This is a genomic window from Pelobacter propionicus DSM 2379 (assembly GCF_000015045.1).
In the GTDB taxonomy this organism is placed as follows: Bacteria; Desulfobacterota; Desulfuromonadia; order Geobacterales; family Pseudopelobacteraceae; genus Pseudopelobacter; species Pseudopelobacter propionicus.
Map to the genome: position 1 here is coordinate 1778890 of NC_008609.1, position 23611 is coordinate 1802500.

The window sequence follows — 23611 nt, forward strand, 5'->3', positions numbered from 1 at the left end:
CCCATGGTCAGAACGGTTTCCGCTGCCTTTGTCTGCCTTGTGCTCTACGCGATACTGGTCATCCCCTTTACATCCCACTTGCGAAACAGGCCATTCGTGGAAAAACTGGGCTACGTCCCCTCGGTGACCGCCCTCAAGTCCGTTGCCGCCGACCACAAGGAACTGGTGGCGGCTTCTCTGGTTCTGAAAGTCTCCATGTACTTCGGTGGACTGATAGATAAGGCTGAATATCAGGTTGTCGTCCCGCCGGACTACCAGACCATGTCGCGTATGCTGCATGGAGCTACCAAGCTGGATCCCTACAATATGGACGCCTACTATTTCGCTCAGGCCTTCCTGACCTGGGACGTGAAACAGTATAAGCTGGCCAACGACCTCCTGGACTACGGTATGCGGTACCGCACCTGGGACTGGTACCTGCCTTTTTTTGCCGGGTTCAACAGCGCCTATTTTCTGAAAGACTACACGGCGGCCGCGCGCTACTACCAGCGGGCAGGAGAACTCTCCGGCTCCGACCTCTCCCGGCTCCTGGCGGGGCGCTACATGCAGGAATCAGGACAGACCGACCTTGCCATTACCTATTTAACTGCTATGGCGAACGGAGAAAGGAATCAGGCCCTGAAAAAAAACTATCTGACGCGGCTGAAGGCTTTTCACGAGGTGCACAGGATCGAGCTGGCGCGGGACCGCTACCGGGAAGCGACCGGAAGAGTCCCCCGGTCGGTGGAGCAACTGCACGTGGATGGGTATCTTGACTCTCCACCGGTGGACCCCTACGGGGGGCATTTCTACCTGGAACCGGACGGAAAGGTCGCCACCACCAGCAAATTTGCCTTTGCCGGTGTGAAGAAGAGCAACAGCAGACACAGTGGAGAAACCAATGAACGCCATTGAAATAAAAGGTTTGTGCAAGCAGTTCAGGGGCAAGAGGATGACACGGGTCGATGCCCTGAAAAACCTCGACCTGCAGGTTGCCGCGGGGGAGGTGTTCGGCTTCCTGGGGCCAAACGGCGCCGGCAAGAGTACGACCATCAAACTGGTCATGGGACTTCTGCGGCCCAGCTCCGGCAGAACCAGCATATATGGGGTGGATTTCGCACAGGCCATGGCCCGGCGCCGGGTGGGGTACCTGCCCGAAAATCCGGCCTTTTACGATTACCTGGGCGCCGAGGAGTACCTGGCCTTTGTCGGCTCACAGTTCGGCATGGACAGGTCCCTGCTTAAGGAGCGTTCCGAGGAGATACTCAAGCGACTGGAACTGTGGGATGCCCGCAAGCGCCCCATGCGCGGCTACAGCAAGGGGATGGTGCAGCGGGTGGGGCTGGCCCAGACCCTGGTGCACGACCCGGACGTGTACATTTTGGACGAGCCGATGAGCGGCCTGGACCCCATCGGGCGGGCGCTGGTCAAGGAGATCATCCTGGAGTTGAAGCAGCGTGGCAGGTGCGTCTTTTTCAGCACCCACATCACCGATGACGTGGAAAAGGTCTGCGACCGGGTAGGGGTGATCGTCAAGGGGAGCCTGGTTGCGCTGGACAGCGTGGAGAACATCCTGCGCAGCGGCGTGGAGGGGTATCAGGTCCATCTGCGCATTCCGGAGACCGAGTCGGGCGTTTTCGCGGGAGTGGAGGCGGTCCGCCGCGGCGGTTCGACCGCGGAGTTCTACGTTCCCTGCGACGGGTTCAACGGTTTCATGGGAGAGGTTAACCGGGCGGGCAGGGAGGTGCTACTGGTGGAGACCAGGCGCAAGGACCTTGAGGATTTCTTTCTCTCCATCGTCAATGACAGCAACTGAAGCGATAGGATTGATACAGGAACGGAAACGGGGCGAACCAAGTTTATGGTTCGCCCCGTTCTATTATCAGGCCTCGTAGCGGGGGAAGAGCGCCTCGGCCTTGGTGATCGTGGTCCCCTCTTGCAAACCGCCCCAGGCCAGGGACTCCCGGGAAATCTCGCCGTCCCACCCCAGGGAGGCCAGCGCCTTGGCTGTCGTGGCGGGCAGGAAGGCCGACAGGATGCAGTGGGCGATGCGCTGGGATTCCAGCAGGCAGTACATGACCGTGGCCAGGCGGTCCTTTTGAGCCGGATCCTTGGCCAGGACCCAGGGGGCGCAGTCGTCGATGTATTTGTTGCCGGCCGAGATGACCTCCCAGATCGCCTGGAGCGCCTTGCTGAAGGCCAGTTCATCCATGAATTTGTCCACCGCGGCGATCATGGCGCTTGTCTTCTCCTGAAGGGAGTGGTCGATCTCGGTCAATTCGGTCGCAGCCGGCAGGATGCCGCCAAAATACTTGACCGCCATGGCGGTGGAGCGGGAGAGCAGGTTGCCCAGGTCGTTGGCCAGGTCCGAGTTGAGCCGCTGGATCAGGGCGGTGTGGGAGAAGTCGCCGTCCAGGCCGAAGGGAACCTCGCGCATCAGGAAGTACCTGACCACGTCCACGCCGTACTTGTCGATCAGCATGTTGGGCTCCACCACGTTCTGCAGGCTCTTGCTCATCTTCTGCCCCTCCACCGTCCACCAGCCGTGGGCGAAGACCTTCTCCGGCAGGGGCAGGCCGGCCGCCATCAGGAAGGTGGGCCAGTAGACGGTGTGGAAGCGCAGGATATCCTTGCCGATCAGGTGTACGTTGGCTGGCCAGAACCGTCCGTACTCGGCGGTGCTGTCGGGGTATCCCAGGGCGGTGAGGTAGTTGGTCAGGGCGTCGAACCAGACGTAGACGATGTGCTTGTCATTGCCCGGCACCGGGATGCCCCAGCTGAAGGTGGTGCGGGAGATCGACAGGTCGCGCAGCCCCTCTTTGACGAAGGAGATGATCTCGTTGCGCTTGCTCTTGGGCTGGATGAAGTCCGGGTTGGCCTCGATGTGGGCCAGGAGCTGCTCCTGGTACTTGCTCATGCGGAAGAAGTATGACTCTTCTTTAAGCTTTTCCACCGGCCGGTTGCAGTCCGGGCAGCGGTCCTCAATCAGCTGGGTTTCCGGCCAGAAGGTCTCGCAGGGAGTACAGTACCAGTCCTCGTATTCCCCCAGATAGATGTCCCCCCTTTCCATGATCAGGGAGAAGAGCTGGGAAACCCCTTTCTTGTGGCGCTCCTGGGTGGTCCTGATGAAGTCGTTGTTGGATATGCCCAGGCGTTCCCAGAGCGCCTGATAGCGCTTGACGACCCGGTCCGCCAGTTCCAGCGGCGTCTCGCCGGCGGTGGTGGCCGCCTTTTCCACTTTCTGGCCATGCTCGTCGCTGCCGGTCAGGAAATAGACGTCATACCCCATCAGCCGCTTGTAGCGCGCCAGCACGTCTGCTGCCACGGTGGTGTAGGCATGGCCGATGTGCGGCACGTCGTTGACGTAGTATATGGGGGTGGTGACGTAGAATGAAGGTTTCATATGCTGCTCCTGGTGGTTAGTGGTAGTTGGTTGCCGCCCCTGCTCCGCGCCGTACAACGTTGTGGTGCCTACTCCTTGGGGGTGTCCGTGGCCTTCTCCGCCGGCGATCCGGCGTCTGCCGGCTTGCGTTGCCCCGGCCTGCGGGAGCGGTGCTTTCTGCGGGCCGGCTTGGGTTGGCCGTCTCCCTGTTGGGGAGCAGTGGCGGGCTGTGCCGCTTTCTGGCCATCCACCTTCTGCTCCTCCCGACTGGCCTGGGACGGCTTCTGCTGTGCCCGTTCCCTCCCCTGGCGCTCGCGGCTCTTCTGGGCGGGGCGAACGCCGGACGTCTCGGAGCGTTGCTGCGGCGCCTCGGGCGGGGGGGCTTCTCCGGTGATTTCGACCTTGTTGACCTGGATCAGCTTGCCATCATCCAGCCTGAGGGTGATGTTGCCGGTCAGGATGTTCAGCTTGTCCACCGTGCCGCTGACGGAATCGGTCTTGACCCGCTTTCCGCATTTGGGAAACGTCTTGCGCAGGGTGCAGTAGGTGTCGTATTCGTAGTCCAGACAGCAGAGCAGGCGCCCGCACTGGCCGGAGATCTTGCTGGGGTTGAGAGCCAGGTTCTGTTCCTTGGCCATCTTGACCGAAACCGGTTGGAAGTCCCGCAGCCAGGAGCAGCAGCAGAGTTCCCTGCCGCAGATGCCGATGCCGCCCACCATCTTGGACTCGTCGCGCACGCCGATCTGCCGCATCTCGATGCGGGTGTGGAAGGTGTGGGCCAGGTCCTTCACCAGCACGCGGAAATCCACCCGGCCGTCGGCGGTGAAGTAGAAGATGGCCTTGCTGCCGTCGAAGAGGTACTCCACCCGCACCAGTTTCATCTCCATGGCGCGTTCCATGATGCGCCTGTTGCAGAAGTCGTAGGCCTCCTTCTCCTTGCTGGCGTTTCGTTTCAGCGTTTCCATGTCCGCCAAGGTGGCAATGCGCATGACCGTGACCAGGCCGGGGGGCGTTTCCTCCTCGCTCCGTTCTATCGGCGCGGTAACAACGGTTGCCATGGCAACACCCCGGTCCGTTTCCACCAGCACTCTGTCGTGCGGGGCCAGATCGAGGTCGCCGGCATTGAAATCGTACATCTTTCCGGCTGTGCTGAACTGAAGGGTTACTATGCGTGGCAACGACTTCCTCCTTGTTTCTGTTGCGTCATGACGGTATCGGAACCGGTGCGCTGCATCCGTCAGGCTGCCAGCGCCGCGGCTATGTTCATGAAGAGATGGTCCAGGGCCAGTTTTGCATTGGCGTTGCGCTGGATGGAACGTCGCGTATCCAGGATGCTGTCGGCCAGTCGCAGCGCCCCCGGGAGATCGAGGCGACAGGAAAGACGCTCCAGTGTCGGCCGGATGGTGCGGTTGGTTATGTCGCTGCATCCTGCTGCCAGGTGAACCATGTCACGGCTGAAGGAGAGCAGCATGTCCAGATTCTCCAGTGTTTCATCCCGACTGCCGCTCAACTCTTCCGATGATTCGAAAATGGTTACGACCCGCTCCAGGGAGAGCTGCTCGAGGCGCCTGAGCAGCAGGTCCCGGCGCTGGGCCAGTGAGTCGTTGTCCAGTTCCAGGGCGCGCTGCATGCTGCCGTCGGACAGAGGCGCCAGCAGCGAGGCGGTGGCGCTGTCCATGCCGTCGCGTTCCAGGAGCAGCCTGATCTGTTCCGGTGAGAGCGGGGCGAAACGCAGCAGCTGGCAGCGCGAACGGATGGTCGGCAGCAGCATGTCGGCATTTTCGGTGATCAGGATGATGATCGCGTTTCCCGGCGGTTCTTCCAGCGTCTTCAGAAACGAATTGGCCGAGCTGGTGTTCATTCTGTCTGCCGGTTCGATGATGCAGGCCGCGCGCGGTGCCTCGTAGGGGCGCATGGCCAGGTCGCGCTGCACGTCGCGCAGCTGGGAGATGCTGATATCGCGCTTGTCCGGCAGCGGATTCACCAGGTGGATATCGGCATGGTTTCCGGCCGCCACCTTGCGGCAGGAGGGGCAGACACCGCAGGCATCGTTAGTGCCGGCCCCGCAGAACAGCGCCTGGACCAGGGCCAGGGCGGTCTTCCGCCGGCCGCAGCCCGACGGGCCCTCGAAGATGTAGGCATGGGCCGTCTTGCCCGTGCGGAGCGAGCGGAGCAGGATATCCACGATCCGCTCATGGCCCAGGACGTCAGAGAAGGGCATGACTGGTGTTGTTGAGCCGGTTCTGCAGGACCTGGGCCACGATGGCCTCGGAGATTTCCTCCACTCCGCCGCTGCCGTCAACGGTGATGAACCGCTGCGGCTCGGCATGGGCGAGCTCCAGGTAGGCCTCGCGCACTGAGCGGTGGAATTCCAGCGCCTCCAGCTCGAAGCGCTCCTCGCGCGGGCCGGAGGCCGTCTCGATGCGTCGGCGCGCCCGTTCCAGGCCGACGCTCACGTCGCAGTCGATCAGCACCGTCAGGTCGGGGCGCAGGGACTGGCAGGCCAGCTGGTTGAGCGTATCCACCTTTTCCCTGGCAATGCCCCGGCCGCTGCCCTGGTAGGCCAGGGTCGCGTCGCTGAAGCGGTCGCACAGCACGATGTTCCCCTGTTTCAGGGCCGGGATGATCACTTCGCTCACGTGCTGGGCACGGGCGGCGGCGTACAGCAAGAGCTCCGTCATGGGGGAGATGGAGCTGTTGTCCGCATCCAGCAGGATGGAGCGTATCTTGTCGGAGATGGCGCAGCCACCCGGTTCCCGTGTCATGACGACCGAGTAGCCCAGGGACTCCAGTTGCTCGCCCAATAGCCCGATCTGGGTGGTCTTGCCGCTCCCCTCGATTCCTTCAAAGGTTATGAAATATCCCACGAAATGACCCCACACTTTTCTGAAATGCTGAATTATAGGTAAGCCGGCGGGAATTGGCAACTGATTTCAGGCATTCTCTTGCCTCGTGCTCCGACCGCAAACGATTTGCAATCCTAAGTCTGTTTTAGTATAGTGCCAACACTTTGCTCGGCACCCACCACCAAATCCCAGATACAGAAAGCTGACCATGAAAGAAATTCTCTCCGGCAATGAGGCAATCGCCCGCGGTGCGTACGAGGCAGGCTGTAGCGTCGCCTGCGCCTATCCGGGCACACCATCCACCGAGATCCTCGAGAACACCATCAGGTATGAGGAAATTAACTCATCCTGGGCGCCCAACGAGAAGGTGGCCCTGGAGGTCGGTATCGGCGCCTCCTTCGGCGGCGGTCGCGCGCTGGTGGCCATGAAGCACGTGGGGGTCAACGTGGCTGCGGATCCGCTGTTCACCCTCTCCTACACCGGCGTCAACGGCGGTCTGGTCCTGGTTTCGGCGGACGATCCGGAGATGCACTCCTCCCAGAACGAGCAGGACAACCGCAACTATGCCAAGTTCGCCAAGTTTCCGCTGCTGGAGCCGGCCGATTCCCAGGAGTGCAAGGATTTCACCCGACTGGCCTTCCAACTCTCCGAACAGTACGATACGCCGGTCATGCTGCGCACCACCACCCGCATCTCCCACAGCAAATCCATTGTGGAACTGGGGGAGCGGGTCATTGATCTGGCGCCGCCCAAACTGGTCAGGAACGCGGCCAAGCTGGTCATGCTGCCGGGCAATGCCCGTGTGCGTCACCCGCTGGTGGAAGAACGCTGCGTCAAGCTCTCCCAGGACGGGGCGACCATGGCCATCAACCGCCTGGAACTGCGCGACAGTTCCATCGGCATCATCACCTCCGGCGTCTGCTACCAGTACGTGCGCGAGATTCTACCCACCGCATCCACCCTCAAGCTGGGCATGGTCCATCCCCTGCCCCACGACCTGATTCGTCGGTTCGCCGCCTCGGTGGACAGGCTCTTCGTGGTGGAGGAGCTGGACCCCTTTATCGAGGAGCAGGTCAGGGCCATGGGGCTGGCGGTGATTGGTAAGGAGATCACCTCCCTGTGCGGAGAACTCACCCCCGAGCGGCTGGCTGCCGCCTTTGCCGGCATCGGTGTCAGCGTGGCCCGCCCCCCAGCGGTGGAGAGTAGTGCAGGCGGAGAGTCATCCCTGCTGCAGCGGCCGCCCAACATGTGTCCCGGCTGTCCGCACCGCGGCGTTTTCTACACCCTGAAAAAGCTCGATGCCTATGTGACCGGCGATATCGGCTGCTACACCCTGGGTTTCCTGCCGCCCCTGTCGGCCATGGATACCTGCGTCTGCATGGGCGCCTCCATCGGTATGGCCACCGGCGTGACCAAGGTGGTTTCACCGGAGGAGCGTAAAAAGGTAGTGGCCATCATCGGCGACTCCACCTTCCTGCATACCGGCATCAACGGGCTGATGGACATGGTCTACAACCAGTCCCCGGCAACGGTGATCATCCTGGACAACCGCATCACCGCCATGACCGGTCGCCAGGACAACCCCGGCTCCGGCTATACCCTGATGAACGACCCGACCCACAGCGTGGACCTGCCCGCGCTCTGCAGGGCACTGGGGGTCAGGCATGTGCGCGCCATAAACCCCTTTGACCTGCAAGAGACCCGCGCGGCGATCCAGGAGGAGATGAACCGCGACGAACCGTCGGTGATCATCACCGACAAGCCCTGCGTGCTGGTAAAACGCGAGGGGGTCTTCACGCGAGGCCCGCTGCTGAAGGTGGACGAGCAAGCGTGCAGTGGTTGCCGAGCCTGCCTCAAACTGGGCTGCCCGGCCATTGAATGGCGGCCCGGTGACGGGAAGATCGGCAAGGCGTATATCAATCCTCAGCTCTGCACCGGCTGCGATGTCTGCCGCCAGCTGTGTTCATTCGATGCGATCGGGAGGGCTAAATGAACAGTCAGATCACCAACATCCTGATGGTGGGGGTCGGCGGCCAGGGGATTCTGCTGGCCGCGGAGATCTTGTCCGAAACCGTCATGCTCGCCGGGTACGATGTGAAGAAGAGCGAGATCCACGGCATGTCCCAGCGTGGGGGGAGTGTCGTCTCCCACGTGCGCTACGGAAAAGAGGTGTTTTCACCCATCGTGCCGGAAGGGGAGGGGGACATCCTGTTCGGCTTCGAGCTGATGGAGACTTTTCGGGCACTTCCGCTGCTCAAGCCCGGCGCCAGCGTCATCGCCAACGACCTGCGCATTTCGCCTCCGTCGGTACTGATGGGGCAGAAGGCCTATCCCGCCGGTCTGGCCGAGAAAATCCAGTCCCGCTTTCCCGATTTTCTGCTGGTTGACGGCCAGCAACTGGCCAGCCAGGCGGGAAATGCTCGTGCCGCCAACACGGTGCTCCTGGGTGCCGTTTCCAAGCGTCTGGACATCGCCGAGAAGTACTGGCTGGCTGCGCTGGAGAAGATGGTTCCCCCTAAGGCGCTGGAGGTCAACAAAACGGCCTTCCTGATGGGAAGGGGGTTGTCATGAGCCTGGAGACCCCCACGCTGCTGGAATCCATTCTTGAGGCCAACCGGTTGTTCACCCGGCCGGACGCCTTTCCGCCCCTGCCGAAGAATCCCACCCGGCAATTGGCCATCTTCACCTGCATGGACACCCGGTTGGTGGATTTCCTGGAACCGGCCATGGGGCTCAAGCGCGGTGATGCCAAGGTGATCAAGAACGCGGGCAACACCATCGTCGATCCCATGGGTGGGTCGGTGATCCGCAGTCTGGTGAGCGGCATATTCCTGCTGGGGGTGGAAGAGATCTTCGTCATCGGCCACCGGGATTGCGGCATGTCAAGCGTGGACGTGGAATCCCTGAAGGAGTCCATGGTCAGGCGCGGCATTCCCCGCACGGTCATCGATTACCACGTTCCCGACCTGGGGCAGTGGCTGGGCGCCTTCTCCCACCCGGTGGAGAACGTGGAGCAGGTGGTGGGCATCATTCGCCAGAACCCGCTCATACCCCGGGACGTGCCGGTGCACGGGTTGCTGTTCTGTCCCAACGACGGCCACCTGGAGGTGGTTGTCAACGGCTACAGCGGTGAGAGTTTCGCCAACAGGATTGCGGAATAATCCCTGAAAACAGCAGTTGTTCACGCGAAGGTAGCGAAGTAGATACGCGCAGCAGTTGAATCACCTGCTGCGTGACGCGCGGGTAGGTAACCCCCGTTTACTTTCTTTGCGCCTTAGCGTGAGATGAAGTGCCGTTTTCTGGGTAATCCTTTATATGAACAACGAGGTGGCACAGCCATGTATTTTAACGAGGAATTCGAGACCCTTCCCCGCCAGGCCCTGGAGGCGATCCAGCTGAAGCGGCTGCGAGCGGTACTCGAACGTGTGTATAACAACGTACCGTTTTACCGCAACTCTTTCGATATGGCCGGATTCAGGCCGGCAGACCTGAAAGGGCTCGACGACCTGCAGAGGCTCCCCTTCACCACCAAACAGGACATGCGCGACTCCTACCCCTACGGGCTGTTCGCCGCTCCCATGGACGAGATCGTGCGCATCCACGCCTCCAGCGGCACCACCGGCAAACCGACGGTGGTGGGCTACACGGGCAGCGATGTCAATATGTGGGCCGAGCTGATGGCACGCTCGTTCGTGTCGGCCGGCGCCCACAAGGGTGATATCGTCCACAACGCCTACGGCTATGGCCTGTTCACCGGCGGCCTGGGCGCCCACTACGGCGCCGAGCGCCTGGGAGCCTCGGTCATCCCCATGTCCGGCGGCAACACCAAGAAGCAGATCATGATCATGCAGGACTTCGGCTCCACGGTCCTGACCTGCACCCCCTCCTATTCGCTGTTCATGGCCGAGGCGGCCCGGGAAGAGGGGATCGACTTCCGCGACCTGAAGCTCAGGGTGGGGATCTTCGGTGCCGAGCCCTGGTCGGAGGCCATGCGTGCCGAGATCGAGGCCAAGCTGAACCTGTCTGCCGTCGATATCTACGGCCTGTCCGAGATCATGGGACCGGGGGTTGCCATCGAGTGCTGTGAAGCCAAGTGCGGGCTGCACATCTGGGAGGACCACTTCATCCCCGAGATCATCGATCCGGTCAGCGGCCGGCGCCTGGCCGAGGGGGAACGGGGCGAACTGGTCATCACCACCATCACCAAGCAGGGCATTCCGCTGATACGCTACCGCACCCGCGACATCACCAGCATCACCTACGAGCCGTGCATCTGCGGCCGGACCCATGCCCGCATCACCCGCATGAGCGGCCGTTCCGACGACATGCTGATCATTCGCGGGGTGAACATCTTCCCCTCCCAGATCGAGTCGGTGCTGGTGGGTATCGAAGGGGTCGAGCCGCACTACCTGCTGATCGTGGAGCGCACGGACAACCTGGACACCCTGGAGATCCAGGTGGAGGTGGACGAGCAACTCTTCTCCGACGAGATCAAGGTGCTGCAGAAACTCTCCAAGCGCATCGAGAAGGAGATCAAGGATATCCTGGGGGTCACCTGCAGCGCTAAGCTGGTGGAGCCCAAGACCATCCAGCGCAGCGAGGGGAAGGCGAAACGGGTCATCGACAACCGCAAATCATAGGGACCATGGACCCGTGACAGGGACCGGCGAAGCGGGACGAGTGATGCTTTGTTGTCTCTCTCTTGGCCGGTCACCGGTTACGTATGTCAAGGAGACACTCACATGAAAGTCGAACAGATATCCATCTTCATCGAGAACAAATCGGGTCGCCTGGCCGAGATCACCCGTATCCTGGGAGATGAGGGGATCAACATCCGCGCGCTTTCCCTGGCTGATACCTCGGATTTCGGCATCCTGCGCCTGATCGTCAACGATGCCGGCAGAGCCAAGGCGGCGCTGAAGGAGCGGGGGTTCACGGTCAACAAGACCGAGGTGGTTGCCGTGGAGGTTCCCGACTGCCCCGGCGGGCTCTCCTCCATTCTGCAGACCCTTGACTCCCAGCAGATAAACGTGGAATACATGTACGCCTTTGTGGAACGTTGTGGTGGCAATGCCGTGATCATCTTCCGCTTCGACGAGGCCGACAAAGCCATTTCCACGCTCCAGGCCAACAACTTCAACGTACTGCAGGGAGAGCGCCTGTATAGCATGTGAGACAGGTAAAGACAGGTCACATGGAACAGGGAAGAAGCTGAAAATCAGGAATTACCTGATAATCACCGTTGATTGACATCTGATCAGACGTTATCCGCTTCGTCCGTTTTTCCGTGTTTTTATGCTCTTTATTGGGACTGGAACCATACGTCATTACATGGAAATTGCGGTCTAATTGTTCGATATTACGAGATTGTGGAGGGACTGTGAAAAAAGTTGCACTGCTCTGTAGCCTCATCTGCATCACACTGCTGACCGCTTCGGCGGCCTTTGCCGCTCCCTCCCTCAAGATCGGCGGCCTGTTTGCCGTGACCGGTCCGGCCGCCTTCCTGGGGGAACCGGAGCGTAACACCGCCATGATGGTGGTGTCCGAGATCAACCGGGCAGGGGGCATCCGGGGACAAAAGCTTGAGCTCGTTGTCTACGATACGGCCGGGGATGCCACCAAGGCGGTGCAGCTGGCCAACAAGCTGATCAAGAGCGACAGGGTCATGGCCATCATCGGGCCCAGCACTACCGGTGAGTCCATGGCGGTCATACCGGTGGCCGAGCGCGGCAGGGTGCCGTTGATCTCCTGCGCCGCCGGGATAAAGATCACCGAACCGCTGAAAAAGTGGGTCTTCAAGACGGCGCAGAACGACAGCCTGGCCGTTATCAGGATCTACGAACATCTCAAGAAACAGAGGCTGCAGCGGGTGGCGCTGCTCACCGTTTCCGACGGTTTCGGGGCATCGGGCCGCGAACAGCTCAAGGCCCAGGCAGCCCGCTATGGCATCAGGATCGTCGCCGACGACACCTACGGCCCCAAGGACACGGACATGACCTCCCAGTTGACCAAGATCCGCGGCCTCAAGCCGGATGCCATCATCTGCTGGGGCACCAACCCCGGCCCGGCGGTGATCACCAAAAACGCCCGCCAGCTGGGGATAAAAACTCCGCTGTTCATGAGCCATGGCGTTTCCTCCAAGAAGTACATCCAACTGGCCGGAAAGGCTGCCGAAGGGGTCAAGCTCCCCTCGGGCAGGGTGATCGTGGCTGACCAGCTTCCCGCCTCTGATCCCCAGAAACGCTCGCTGATAGCTTTCGTCAAGGGGTATGAGAGATACTACAAGGCCGAGGGTGACCACTTCGGCGGCCATGCCTGGGATGCGGTCATGCTGCTCAAGGGCGCCTTCGAGCGCGGCGCAACAACCCCGGCGGCGGTCCGCGACCAGCTGGAAAATACGCGCCAGTTCCACGGCATCGGCGGCAGCTTCACCTTTACCTCCCGGGATCATGCCGGCCTGGGCAAGGATGCCTTCGTGCTGGTGGAGGTCAGGAAGGGCGACTGGGCGATCGTGAAGTAGGAAACGTCCGGACGGATTCTACGTAAACTATCCTCCCTCCCCATGCAGGGGAGGGAGTTTCTTTGTGAGAAACGGAACATCAATGCAGTTTGACCAGATCCTTCAATACACCCTGTCCGGTTTGTCCACCGGTGCGATCTACGCCCTGATCGGCATCGGCTTCTCCATCATCTACAACTCAACCGGCATCATCAACTTCGCCCAGGGCGAATTCGTCATGCTGGGGGGGATGCTGACGCTCTTCTTCATCAACCTGCTGCAGTTGCCGCTCTGGGCGGCCATACCCTGCGCCGTGTTCTGCGCCACGCTGGCCGGCCTCCTGTTCGAGCGTCTCGCCATCCGCCCGCTGCGCAGGCCGACGCCGCTCAACCTGGTGATCATCACCATCGGCGGCAGTATCCTGATCCGCGGCATATCCATGCTCCTCTGGGGCAAGGACACCCACTCCCTGGCATCCTTTTCCGGCGACGACCCCATCGCCCTTGGGGGGGCCACGCTGCTGCCCCAGCACCTCTGGATCCTGGGCATCACCCTGGTGATCATCATCGCCAACAAGTTCTTCTTCTACCACACCATCAGCGGCAAGGCCATGCGGGCCTGCTCCTACAACAGCCGGGCAGCCGGCCTGGTGGGGATCGACGTGCGTCGCATGGTGCTGTTCTCCTTCGTGATCAGTTCCGCCATGGGAGCGGTTGCCGGCATCATCGTCGCTCCGCTGACCATGACCTCCTACGACGTTGGGGTCATGCTGGGCTTGAAGGGGTTCTGCGCGGCCATCATCGGCGGCATGAGCAGCGGCATGGCCACGGTGGTGGGAGGGGTGCTTCTGGGGGTACTGGAATCCCTGGGCGCCGGCTTGGTCTCTTCCGGCTACAAGGATGCCATCGCCTTCATCATCCTGCTCTTGATCCTGTTGATCCGCCCCCAGGGGCTGTTCGGCAAGGCGGAAGCGGAAAGGGTGTGACAGCCGTGAAGCGAGAATTGATCAAATTCCTCCTGTTTTGCCTGCTGGTCCTGGTGGCGCCCCTGGCCCTGGATGGCGGCTATCTGCTGAACGTGCTGCTCTTCGTCGGCATCAACACCATGCTGGCCGTGGCCCTGAACCTGCTTCTGGGGTATGCCGGCCAGATTTCCCTGGGGCACGCCGGCTTTTTCGGGTTGGGCGCCTATCTGTCCGGGATTCTCACCGCCACCTATGGCATGAACCCCTGGCTGGTGATGCCGCTGGCCGCCCTGGTGGTGGGTATACTGGCCTGGGCAATCGGCTTTCCGGTGCTGAAGCTCAAGGGGCACAACCTGGCCATGGCCACCCTGGGGCTGGGGATCATCATCTACATCGTGTTCAACGAAACCGTCGACTACACCGGCGGCCCTTCCGGCTTTTCCGGCATTCCCTCCCTCTCCCTGGGCGGGATCGTCTTCGACAGCGATCTGAAGAGCTACTACCTTATCTGGTGTTTCGCGCTCCTGGTGATCCTGTTCAGCGTCAACCTGGCAAACTCGCGCATCGGCCGGGCGCTGCGGGCGGTGCACGATTCCGAGGTGGCGGCGCGGGTCATGGGGGTCAACGCCCTGCTGCTCAAGGTTCAAGTATTCACCCTCTCGGCCGTAATCTGCTCCCTGGCTGGCAGCCTGTACGCCCACACCGTGACCTTTGTCTCCCCGGCCTCTTTCGGTTTCAACTTCTCCATCGAACTGCTCACCATGGTGGTGATCGGCGGCCTGGGAAGCATCTACGGTTCGTTTCTGGGCGCGGCGCTGCTGACGCTTTTGCCCGAGTTCCTGCGGGCTGCCCATGACTACGACATCATCATCTATGGCGCTTTGCTGATGCTGATGGTCATGTTCATGCCGGGCGGCCTGGTGCGCGGGGTGCCGGATTTGATCAGGAGAATCCGCTCGGCCAAGGGGGGAACGGGGCATGCTTGAACTGTCAGCCATCAGTCAGGTCTTCGGCGGCGTCACCGCCCTGAAGGATGTCTCCTTCAACGTCGCCAGGGGTGAGATCACCGGCGTTATCGGACCCAACGGCGCCGGCAAGACAACGCTGTTCAACATCATCAGCGGCATCTACAGCCAGAGCTCCGGCACCATCGCCCTGGAGGGAAAGGACGTCTCCCGCGCCACGCCGGACCGTCTGGCCAGGCTCGGCATGGTGCGCACCTTCCAGAACATCGAGCTGTTTGGCGCCATGACCGTACGGGAAAACGTCATGGTCGGCCTGCACTCTCGCAGCTCCAGCGGGCTCTTGGCCTGTTCCCTGAAGATGCCCTGGAGCCTGCGGGAGGAGAAACGCATCCGCGCCGAGGCCCTGAAGTGGCTGGAGTTCACCGGGATAGCCGATCTGGCCGACTCTATCGCCGGCAACCTCCCCTTTGGAAAGGGGCGGCTCCTGGAGATCGCCCGCGCATTGGCGGTTGAGCCGCGCATCATCCTGATGGACGAGCCGGCCGCCGGCCTCAACAGCCGGGAAACCCTGGCCTTGGCCCAGTTGATCCGCAGAATTCGCGACATGGGCATCACCATCGCGCTGGTGGAGCACGACATGGAACTGGTCATGGATATCTGCGACCGGATCGTTGTGCTGAACCTGGGGATGAAGCTGGCCGAGGGAACGCCACGGGAAATACAGGAAAATCACGAGGTCATCGCGGCCTATCTGGGAGATGACGACTGATGCTGCGGCTGAAGAACATCAACACCTATTACGGCAAGGTCCACGCCCTCAAGAATGTCTCGCTGCATCTGGGGGAGGGGGAGATCGTCACCCTGATCGGCGCCAACGGCGCGGGGAAGACCACCATCCTGAACACCATCTCCGGGGTCACGCCTGCCGCCTCCGGCGAACTCATCTTTGAAAAGGATGCGATCGCTACCCTGGGGGTCGACCGCATCGTCAAGCTGGGCATTTCCCAGGTTCCCGAGGGGCGCCAGGTGTTCAAGCCGCTCTCCGTGGAGGATAACCTGGAGCTGGGCGCCTACCTGCGCTACCGCGGCCGGGAAGGGAAGGAAGCCATCCGCCAGGATCGGGATCAGGTCTATGCCCTGTTTCCCCGCCTGAAAGAGCGCAGGAAACAGCAGGCAGGCACCATGTCCGGCGGCGAACAGCAGATGCTGGCCATCGGCCGCGCGCTGATGGCAAAGCCCAGGATGCTGCTTCTGGATGAACCCTCCATGGGGCTGGCGCCGCTGGTGGTGCAGGAAATTTTCAGGGTACTGGAGACACTGCGCAGGGAGCGCGGCACAACCATTCTGCTGGTGGAGCAGAACGCCAAGGCGGCGCTCAGGCTGGCCGACCGCGGCTATGTGCTGGAGACCGGCAAGGTGATCCTGGAGGGACCGGCGAGCGAGTTGATGGAGAATGCCGATGTGAAGCGGGCCTACCTGGGCAAGGACAAGAAAGAAATTTGGGAGCGTTGACGTAATCATGCCGTACGGGCCCGAGCTGGGCCCGGCTTTAGGCACGGAATGAATGAGTAGTATCCAACATGCCGTATAAACAGAGTTTGTTTGAATCAATCGGGCCTACGGGGCTCATGGGGCGTGTATGAATCGCGATGAAGCGCGGAAAAAAATAATCTTTGCCCTGGATGTGAACGGCATAGCTGAGATCGACCGCTATGCCGGGCTGCTTTCGGACAGGGTGGGGATGTTCAAGATCGGCAAGGAACTGTTCACCGCCTGCGGACCGGAGGCGGTCGCCACCGTGCGGCGCCATGGCGGCCAGGTGTTTCTGGACCTGAAGTACCACGACATTCCCAACACGGTGGCCAAGGCAATGTTGGAGGCAGCCCGCCTGGGTGTCCAGTTGGCCAACCTGCATGCTTTGGGCGGTCTGGAGATGATGGAGACCGCTGCCAGCGCGGTGCGTCGCGAGTTCGGCGATGACCGTCCCCGACTGCTGGCGGTGACCATCCTGACCTCTTCAACTGCCGAGACCCTGCGACGGGTGGGGATCGATCACCCCGTGGAAGAGATGGTGGTCCGGCTGGCTTGTCTGGCCCGGGAGGCGGGCATGGACGGCGTGGTCGCCTCGCCGCGGGAGATCGGTCTGATCCGCCAGGCCTGTGGCCCCGACTTCCTGATCGTCACCCCCGGCGTTCGCCCCTCCTTTGCCTCCCAGGATGACCAGAAACGGATCATGAGTCCGGACGATGCCGTCAGAGAGGGGGCCGATTATCTGGTAATCGGGCGCCCCATCGCAAAGGCGGACGATCCGGTCCGTGCCGTTGATATGATCGTGGACGAGATCGTTGCGGGGTGCCCATGAGAGAGGAACTGGTATTTGGCGTCAATCCGGTTCGGGAGGCGCTGCGCGGCAAACGTGAAATCTTCGGGTTGTACGTTCAGTCAACGGCCACGGACCACCGTCTGGACAAGATCCTGGAACTGGCCAGGGAGCGGGGCGTCAGGGTCATCAGGCGCGAGCGTGAGGACCTGACCCGCATGTGCGGCTCGTCCCACCACCAGGGAATGGCCCTCAAGGTGGCCCCCTTCAGCTATGCCGACCTGGATGACCTGATCGAAGCAGGCGACCGTGAGGATGCTGCCGGTTTTCTGCTGGTCCTGGACGGTATACAGGATCCCCATAACCTGGGGGCGCTGATCCGTACGGCAGCCTGTGCCGGCGCCAGCGGCGTCGTCATTCCCCGCGACCGGGCCTGCGCCATTACGCCGGCAGCGGAGAAGGCCTCGGCCGGTGCAGTGGAAACCATAACGGTGGCCCAGGTAACCAACATTGCTCAGTCACTGGAGAAGTTGAAGAGGTCTGGCTACTGGGTCTATGGTCTGAGCGGCGAGGCGGATGCCTCGCTCTATGAAGTCGCTTTTTCCGGCAAGATCGCTCTGGTGATCGGTGGCGAAGGGGAGGGGATCAGGCCGCTGGTGCGAAAACAGTGCGATGCGCTGGTCTCCATCCCCCTGTACGGCGGTGTCGGCTCCCTGAATGCCTCGGTAGCCGGTGGTATCGCCCTGTACGAGGTGGCCCGCTGTCTGCGGGGCGAGAAACCGGGACGGAGCTGACGGAGAAAGCTGCCCGGTTCCTTGTCCCGTGCGCTTGCCGGCGCCGGCAGTTTTTCTCCTGATCATGATTTTCGATTTTTGAACGCGGCATACCTGGCCATCGACCAGATGGATGTCATGTCCTATGCCGTTCCGAAAGGGTTGGTTGAGACAGGGGATGTTCTGCGCTCCGCCCAAAAGAGCGGGCGTCAGCGGACTGGCGAGTGGATGTTGGTGAAGAGGATCGAGCCGTCGGCCATGATCTCCCGGTGAAACCTGATTTCTGTCCTTCCAGAGGCAAGGGGGAGGCGCTTTCCGCTGTTGGGCATGAAGACAGGGGTCATGTTCACCCCGGCCTGCCAGGCTTCGAAGTGCAGGTGCGGGCCGGTGGAGCGACCGGTGTTGCCGGAATGGGCGATGACCGTGGAATTGTCCACCAACTGGCCGTTGGAAACCAGGAGGCGGCTGTTGTGCGCGTAGAGCGTCACCAGGCCGTTGTCATGTTCGACCAGAACCGTATTGCCGTAACCGGAGCGCATGCCGCTGTAGATCACCATCCCCGGAGCAATAGCGGTAACCGGTGTTCCCTCCCTGACGGCGATGTCGATGCCATTGTGCAGGCGGGGAGTTCCGTCTATGGGGTCGATACGCATGCCGACCCCCGAGGTTATCACGCCCCCGGTCAGGGGGAGGCGCGGCTCCGTCGTGCCGAAGCTCTGCTGCCGGGGATTGACGGCCGCCTGTACCGTCTTCGCCATGACCTCGTCCAACGAGATGTCATGCCGCTTCTCGCCCCTGGTTTTCTCCCCTTCCTTGCGGGTGCGTTCCCTGATTATCACCCTGGCCTGTTTGTTGACCGGAGCGTCGGTAAATGTCTCCACGCCGTCAACAGTGACGAAACGGTAGACATCGCCGTGGGAACGAACGGGGAAAAGCAGGGATAGCGCAACGGAGATTGCCAGGGAGAAGGCAATGCCGTGAAAAGCGGTGCAGCGGCGCAAATTAGTGGCCTGACTGGCTAATAATGGCTTGTCGCTGGGAGAGATTTCTGATAAGCACATAAACATTTGCTCACTATAGAGCAATCATGCCGTTTGTCAATTCACAACCACGCAATGGGAGTTTCCGGAATGCTGAAGTATTTTGACAAGATCGTCAGGGGAACCGAGCAGGAGGATTCACGGGTCATCATCCAGTCACTGAAGGGTATGATCGGCAATAATTTCACGCTCCTCAACTATTACAAGGAAATCCCGGTATCCTACGACGCGAAACTCCTCAGCGTGGAGAACGAAATGGCCGAGTTCCAGGTTCACGAGTATCAGGCCAAAGTCATCAACCTTGAACGGACGGTCATGATCCAGTCCCGTAATACAAAGGCTTTTCTGGACGATATCTGTGGCGAGGCGTTTTACGTCAACAGTGCCAAAAAAAGAGTCATTATCTGCAGATTCGCCTATGCCAAGATACGCTCCAGTCTGCGCCGTTTCGTGCGGGTTCGTCTGGACCGCCAAATCCAGGCTGAACTGATGTATGAGGGGCAGTTTCTGTCAGGAAACGTAAAGGACCTGTCCTTGGGTGGGGCAGCCATTATCTTCGATTCCAATGACATTCTCCTGCCGGGCAGTGAGGTCAACCTGTCCCTGAAGATGCCGGACAGTTCAAGAGATACTATCACCGAAGTCGGTGTGATTGCGACGGTTGTCGATGTGTTTGGAGATGAGGCCCCCTTTACCTGTATCCTGGAATTTCATCCCGAAAAGCATTCCCAGCAGCAGATAGCCTATTTCATCAATCAGCGACAGGTTGAGATCATCAAGGAGTTGAAGGAACTTGTCGACTGAGATGTATGTCGCTGCCTAATTAAGGGGCATATTTCTCTCTTGCTGCCTATAATCAAGGCAGATGCACTGCTCGGGTCTGCCTTGATTTCCATCATCCACTGCAAATACACCGAAACTACTTACATTATTTTTTTATCGTGTTTTGGCAATATGCTTGCATTAATTTAAGCAGTTGTCATCGCTGGTTGCAATTTGTCTCCCAATCTCCGTATAATCTTCCATTCAAATCTCTTACATGGGAGGAGCTCCGTTGAAAAAGATAGACGCGATAATAAAGCCTTTCAAGCTGGATGAAGTTAAAGAGGCCCTGAACGAAATCGGCATCCAGGGAATTACTGTCAGCGAGGTGAAGGGATTTGGCCGCCAGAAAGGGCACACCGAGTTATACCGCGGCGCCGAGTATGTAGTCGACTTCATCCCCAAGATCAAACTTGAGATCATTGTCTCCGACGATATGCTCCCCAAGGTCGTGGAAGCAATCGAAAAAGCCGCCAAGACCGGCCGTATCGGCGATGGCAAGATCTTTGTGACCCCCGTTGAGGCTGTTGTTCGTATCAGGACAGGAGAAACCGGAGAAGAGGCTCTGTAACAATTTTTATACCCCCGAAAGGAGAAACGCACGATGACTCCGAAACAAGTAGTAGAGTTTGCCAAAGAAAATGGCGCACTGATGGTTGATTACAAATTCATGGACTTTGTGGGAACCTGGCAGCACGTGTCGGTGCCCATCACCGAGTTCGATGAGGATACCTTTGAGGAGGGGCAGGGTTTTGACGGTTCTTCCATCCGTGGCTGGCAGCCGATCCACGCTTCCGACATGATCCTGCTCCCGGATCCGACCTCGGCCAAGATGGACCCCTTCATCGCCGTGCCGACCCTGTCGCTGATCTGCGACATCTTCGATCCCATCACCAAGGAAGACTACACCCGCGACCCGCGCAACATCGCCAAGAAGGCTGAGATGTACCTGAAGTCCACCGGCCTGGGCGATACGGCTTTCTTCGGTCCCGAGGCCGAATTCTTCATCTTCGACGACGTACGCTTCGATTCCGGCCCCAACCAGTCCTTCTACGCCGTTGATTCCTCCGAGGGCGCCTGGAACACCGGTCGCGAGGAATTTCCCAACCTGGGCTACAAACCGCGCTTCAAGGAAGGCTACTTCCCCTGCTCGCCGGTTGACTCCCAGAACGACCTGCGCAACGAAATGGTGCAGGAACTCCAGAATGTTGGCATCCGGGTCGAGTGCCAACACCATGAAGTTGCCACCGGCGGACAGGCCGAGATCGATATGCGCTTCTCTCCGCTGGTCGACATGGCCGACCAGTTGCAGTGGTTCAAGTATGTCATCAAGAACGTAGCCTATCGTAACAACAAGACCGTTACCTTCATGCCGAAACCGCTCTTCGGTGATAATGGTTCCGGCATGCACTGTCACGTCTCAATCTGGAAGGACGGTGTCAACCTGTTTGCCGGTGATAAGTACGGTGGACTCTCCCAGATGGCTCTCTGGTACATCGGTGGCATCATCAAACATGCCAAGGCTCTCTGCGCCATAACCAACCCGACCACCAACTCCTACAAGCGCCTGGTGCCCGGTTTCGAAGCTCCGGTTAATATTGCCTATTCCAGCCGTAACCGTTCAGCGGCCATCCGTATCCCGATGATGTCCACCAACCCCAAGGCCAAGCGCGTCGAGTACCGTACTCCCGACCCCTCCTGCAACGGCTATCTGGCTTTTGCCGCCCTGCTCATGGCCGGCCTTGACGGCATCGAGAACAAGATCGATCCGGGCCAGCCGCTGGACAAGGATATCTACGGTCTTTCTCCTGAGGAACTCAAGAGTATCCCGTCCGCTCCGGGCAGCCTGGAAGAGGCGCTCAACTGCCTGAAGGAAGATCACGAATTCCTGCTCAAGGGCGATGTTTTTACCCCCGACGTCATCGAGAAGTGGATAGAGTACAAGATGGATGCTGAAGTCAACCCGATTCGCATGCGTCCGACTCCGTTGGAGTTTTCCCTGTATTACGATATCTAAACAGCCCATTTTCATTGAAACGCGAAGGGCGGGAGCAATCCCGCCTTTTTTCGTATCTGAACGTCTGTACATGCAGCCGTATCACTCTCAACCTTCAGTAAGCCACCGGCTCTGCCGGTGGGACTGTAAAAGGCTCTGCAGTACCAGCGAGAACTGTTGATAATATACGGGAAATGGGTGGTATCTCGCTAAAACGACAGCTCGCGAGAGGCTGCTCGAGAAGAATGAGTAGGGTGGTTTCACAGTCTTTGACTTTTTTAAATCCCTTTTTCAGGGGCTTTCCTCAAGCCATCTGCTCTGCAGGTGGTCATGACTTGTCGCTTCGGGAATAGTATGTGGTGAAAATTTAGGCAGTGTTCCTAACTTATTTGCAGTTGTTGTCCGGTTGGCTGACGTTTTTCACGCAGCTTGTGCTGAATTAGACCGCTAGCTATTTTAAAACAATAAATACTACAAGGTGTTATAACTTTTTGTTGCTTTCTCTTTCGAGGTTGTCAGTGTGATGGCATGACTGTTGCTTTTCATAAGAGTTTTTATTTGATGCAGTAAATCTGCTTGATATTGTCGCAGTTTAATAGGCTGTATAATTTCTGCACACCACTAAGACAAGGAGCAAGAACAACATGGAGATTTTCGGTCAGAATGTATTCAATCAAGATGTAATGAGAGAAAGGCTGCCAAAAGCTGTTTACAAAAATCTGAAAAAAACCATTGATGAGGGTTTGCCTCTGGACCCATCCATTGCCGATGTGGTGGCAACCGCCATGAAAGAGTGGGCTGTTGAAAGAGGCGCAACACATTTCACCCATTGGTTTCAGCCGATGACCGGTGTCACCGCGGAAAAGCAGGACTCTTTCATTACACCAACCGACAACGGTATTGTTATGGACTTCTCCGGCAAAGAACTGGTGAAGGGCGAGCCGGATGCTTCCTCCTTCCCGAGCGGCGGCTTGAGAGCTACATTCGAAGCCAGGGGGTACACTGCCTGGGATTGCACTTCTCCCGCATTTCTGAAAGAAGAAGCCGACGCCATAACACTCTGCATCCCTACCGCCTTCTGTTCATACACCGGCGAGGCGCTGGACAAGAAGACTCCCCTGCTGCGCTCCATGGAGGCGCTTTCAACCCAGGCGCTGAGAATACTCAGACTCTTCGGCAACCAGACCGCAACCAGGGTAACCTCAACTGTCGGCCCTGAACAGGAATACTTCCTGGTCGATAAGTCCTATTTCCTCGACAGGCTCGACCTGGTTATGGCCGGCAGGACGCTGTTCGGCGCCATGCCCCCAAAAGGGCAGGAGATGGAAGATCACTATTTCGGTTCCATCAAGGAAAGAGTTGTTTCTTACATGAAGGAAGTCAATACCGAACTCTGGAAGCTTGGCGTTACCGCCAAAACCCAGCACAACGAAGTTGCTCCCGGACAGTTTGAAGTCGCCCCGATCTTCGAGACAACCAATATCGCCACCGACCACAACCAGCTGGTTATGGATGTGCTGAAGCGCGTTGCCATCAGGCATGACATGATCTGCCTGATGCATGAAAAACCTTTCGCCGGCGTTAACGGCTCCGGTAAGCACAACAACTGGTCCATGAGCTCCTCTGACGGGCAGAATCTGCTCGATCCGGGTAAAACACCGCACGAAAATGCACAGTTCCTGACCTTTCTGATGGCCACCATCAAGGCTGTCGACGAATATGCCGGGCTCCTGCGTTCATCCTGTGCCAGTGCCGGTAACGACCACCGCCTGGGCGCAAACGAGGCGCCTCCGGCCATCATTTCCATGTTCCTTGGCGAGCAGCTTGCCGAGATCCTCGAGCAGATTGAAAAGGGTGCTACAAAATCCTCAAAAAGCGGCTCCGAGATCAAAATCGGTGTGACCACTCTCCCCGCACTGCCCAAGGATACCACCGATAGAAACAGGACCTCTCCCTTTGCCTTTACCGGTAACCGGTTTGAATTCAGGATGCTCGGCTCCACCTTCTCCATTTCGGGTCCGAATA

At 59.5% G+C, this 23611-nt stretch carries 23 protein-coding genes (1 of these 23 cut by a window edge); 18 read left to right on the forward strand and 5 right to left on the reverse strand.

Annotated elements, in window-relative coordinates; genetic code table 11:
* Positions 1 to 3: 3 nt before the first annotated feature.
* Both PPRO_RS08255 and PPRO_RS08260 read left to right on the forward strand, forming a co-directional pair.
* Positions 4 to 894, forward strand: coding sequence for a tetratricopeptide repeat protein (locus tag PPRO_RS08255; RefSeq protein ID WP_011735551.1), 891 nt, complete (start codon positions 4 to 6; stop codon positions 892 to 894).
* The gene (locus tag PPRO_RS08260; protein ID WP_011735552.1) at positions 881 to 1795 is read left to right on the forward strand and encodes an ABC transporter ATP-binding protein; all 915 of its coding nucleotides are present in this window, start codon (positions 881 to 883) and stop codon (positions 1793 to 1795) included. Before PPRO_RS08255 ends, PPRO_RS08260 begins: the two co-directional genes overlap by 14 nt.
* A gap of 66 nt (positions 1796 to 1861) precedes the next feature.
* On the opposite strand, the gene metG is transcribed toward PPRO_RS08260, so the two are convergent.
* The 4 genes from metG to tmk all read right to left on the reverse strand — a co-directional run bounded on the left by metG (position 1862) and on the right by tmk (position 6228).
* Positions 1862 to 3382, reverse strand: coding sequence for a methionine--tRNA ligase (gene metG / locus PPRO_RS08265; protein WP_011735553.1), 1521 nt, complete (start codon positions 3380 to 3382; stop codon positions 1862 to 1864).
* A 68-nt stretch (positions 3383 to 3450) separates the two neighbouring features.
* Positions 3451 to 4539, reverse strand: coding sequence for a PSP1 domain-containing protein (ricT, locus tag PPRO_RS08270; RefSeq protein WP_011735554.1), 1089 nt, complete (start codon positions 4537 to 4539; stop codon positions 3451 to 3453).
* A 59-nt stretch (positions 4540 to 4598) separates the two neighbouring features.
* On the reverse strand, positions 4599 to 5582 hold the full coding sequence (holB, locus tag PPRO_RS08275) for a DNA polymerase III subunit delta' (protein ID WP_011735555.1): 984 nt from the start codon (positions 5580 to 5582) through the stop codon (positions 4599 to 4601).
* A complete protein-coding gene (tmk, locus tag PPRO_RS08280; protein ID WP_011735556.1) occupies positions 5569 to 6228 on the reverse strand; it encodes a dTMP kinase in 660 nt (219 codons plus the stop codon). Before tmk ends, holB begins: the two co-directional genes overlap by 14 nt.
* Positions 6229 to 6415: 187 nt before the next feature.
* Between tmk and iorA the strand changes: the two genes are divergently transcribed.
* The 12 genes from iorA to rlmB all read left to right on the forward strand — a co-directional run bounded on the left by iorA (position 6416) and on the right by rlmB (position 17749).
* Positions 6416 to 8200 (forward strand): indolepyruvate ferredoxin oxidoreductase subunit alpha, encoded by a 1785-nt coding sequence (iorA, locus tag PPRO_RS08285; protein WP_011735557.1) that lies wholly within the window; start codon positions 6416 to 6418, stop codon positions 8198 to 8200.
* The gene (locus PPRO_RS08290) at positions 8197 to 8778 is read left to right on the forward strand and encodes an indolepyruvate oxidoreductase subunit beta (RefSeq protein WP_011735558.1); all 582 of its coding nucleotides are present in this window, start codon (positions 8197 to 8199) and stop codon (positions 8776 to 8778) included. Before iorA ends, PPRO_RS08290 begins: the two co-directional genes overlap by 4 nt.
* On the forward strand, positions 8775 to 9368 hold the full coding sequence (locus tag PPRO_RS08295) for a beta-class carbonic anhydrase (RefSeq protein WP_011735559.1): 594 nt from the start codon (positions 8775 to 8777) through the stop codon (positions 9366 to 9368). The genes PPRO_RS08290 and PPRO_RS08295 overlap by 4 nt, the downstream gene beginning before the upstream one ends.
* A 177-nt stretch (positions 9369 to 9545) precedes the next feature.
* Positions 9546 to 10847: a phenylacetate--CoA ligase family protein gene (locus PPRO_RS08300; protein ID WP_011735560.1), complete on the forward strand. Its 1302-nt coding sequence runs from the start codon at positions 9546 to 9548 to the stop codon at positions 10845 to 10847.
* A gap of 102 nt (positions 10848 to 10949) precedes the next feature.
* On the forward strand, positions 10950 to 11381 hold the full coding sequence (locus PPRO_RS08305; protein WP_011735561.1) for an ACT domain-containing protein: 432 nt from the start codon (positions 10950 to 10952) through the stop codon (positions 11379 to 11381).
* Between the two features lie 206 nt (positions 11382 to 11587).
* Positions 11588 to 12727 carry an ABC transporter substrate-binding protein gene (locus tag PPRO_RS08310; protein ID WP_011735562.1) on the forward strand — a complete coding sequence of 380 codons (1140 nt, stop codon included), beginning with the start codon at positions 11588 to 11590 and terminating at the stop codon, positions 12725 to 12727.
* Between the two features lie 82 nt (positions 12728 to 12809).
* Positions 12810 to 13691: a branched-chain amino acid ABC transporter permease gene (locus PPRO_RS08315; protein ID WP_041532220.1), complete on the forward strand. Its 882-nt coding sequence runs from the start codon at positions 12810 to 12812 to the stop codon at positions 13689 to 13691.
* Positions 13692 to 13696: 5 nt separating this feature from the next.
* Positions 13697 to 14656: a branched-chain amino acid ABC transporter permease gene (locus PPRO_RS08320; protein WP_011735564.1), complete on the forward strand. Its 960-nt coding sequence runs from the start codon at positions 13697 to 13699 to the stop codon at positions 14654 to 14656.
* The gene (locus PPRO_RS08325) at positions 14649 to 15404 is read left to right on the forward strand and encodes an ABC transporter ATP-binding protein (RefSeq protein WP_011735565.1); all 756 of its coding nucleotides are present in this window, start codon (positions 14649 to 14651) and stop codon (positions 15402 to 15404) included. Before PPRO_RS08320 ends, PPRO_RS08325 begins: the two co-directional genes overlap by 8 nt.
* On the forward strand, positions 15404 to 16147 hold the full coding sequence (locus PPRO_RS08330; protein WP_011735566.1) for an ABC transporter ATP-binding protein: 744 nt from the start codon (positions 15404 to 15406) through the stop codon (positions 16145 to 16147). Before PPRO_RS08325 ends, PPRO_RS08330 begins: the two co-directional genes overlap by 1 nt.
* 127 nt (positions 16148 to 16274) lie before the next feature.
* A complete protein-coding gene (pyrF, locus tag PPRO_RS08335; RefSeq protein WP_011735567.1) occupies positions 16275 to 16997 on the forward strand; it encodes an orotidine-5'-phosphate decarboxylase in 723 nt (240 codons plus the stop codon).
* Positions 16994 to 17749, forward strand: coding sequence for a 23S rRNA (guanosine(2251)-2'-O)-methyltransferase RlmB (gene rlmB, locus PPRO_RS08340; protein WP_011735568.1), 756 nt, complete (start codon positions 16994 to 16996; stop codon positions 17747 to 17749). Before pyrF ends, rlmB begins: the two co-directional genes overlap by 4 nt.
* A gap of 188 nt (positions 17750 to 17937) precedes the next feature.
* Here rlmB and PPRO_RS21450 read toward each other — a convergent pair whose 3' ends face one another.
* Positions 17938 to 18789, reverse strand: coding sequence for a M23 family metallopeptidase (locus PPRO_RS21450; RefSeq protein ID WP_232286709.1), 852 nt, complete (start codon positions 18787 to 18789; stop codon positions 17938 to 17940).
* Positions 18790 to 18858: 69 nt separating this feature from the next.
* Here PPRO_RS21450 and PPRO_RS08350 point away from each other — a divergent pair, with 69 nt between their 5' ends.
* The 4 genes from PPRO_RS08350 to PPRO_RS08365 all read left to right on the forward strand — a co-directional run.
* Positions 18859 to 19572: a PilZ domain-containing protein gene (locus tag PPRO_RS08350; RefSeq protein ID WP_011735570.1), complete on the forward strand. Its 714-nt coding sequence runs from the start codon at positions 18859 to 18861 to the stop codon at positions 19570 to 19572.
* A gap of 250 nt (positions 19573 to 19822) precedes the next feature.
* Positions 19823 to 20161 (forward strand): P-II family nitrogen regulator, encoded by a 339-nt coding sequence (locus PPRO_RS08355; RefSeq protein WP_011735571.1) that lies wholly within the window; start codon positions 19823 to 19825, stop codon positions 20159 to 20161.
* 33 nt (positions 20162 to 20194) lie between these two features.
* Positions 20195 to 21607, forward strand: coding sequence for a type I glutamate--ammonia ligase (gene glnA / locus PPRO_RS08360; RefSeq protein ID WP_011735572.1), 1413 nt, complete (start codon positions 20195 to 20197; stop codon positions 21605 to 21607).
* A 623-nt stretch (positions 21608 to 22230) separates the two neighbouring features.
* On the forward strand, positions 22231 to 23611 hold the 5' portion of the coding sequence (locus PPRO_RS08365) for a glutamine synthetase III family protein (protein ID WP_011735573.1). Its footprint extends 707 nt past the window's final position; the window shows 1381 of its 2088 coding nt (coding positions 1-1381); the start codon lies at positions 22231 to 22233; its stop codon lies off the right edge, out of view.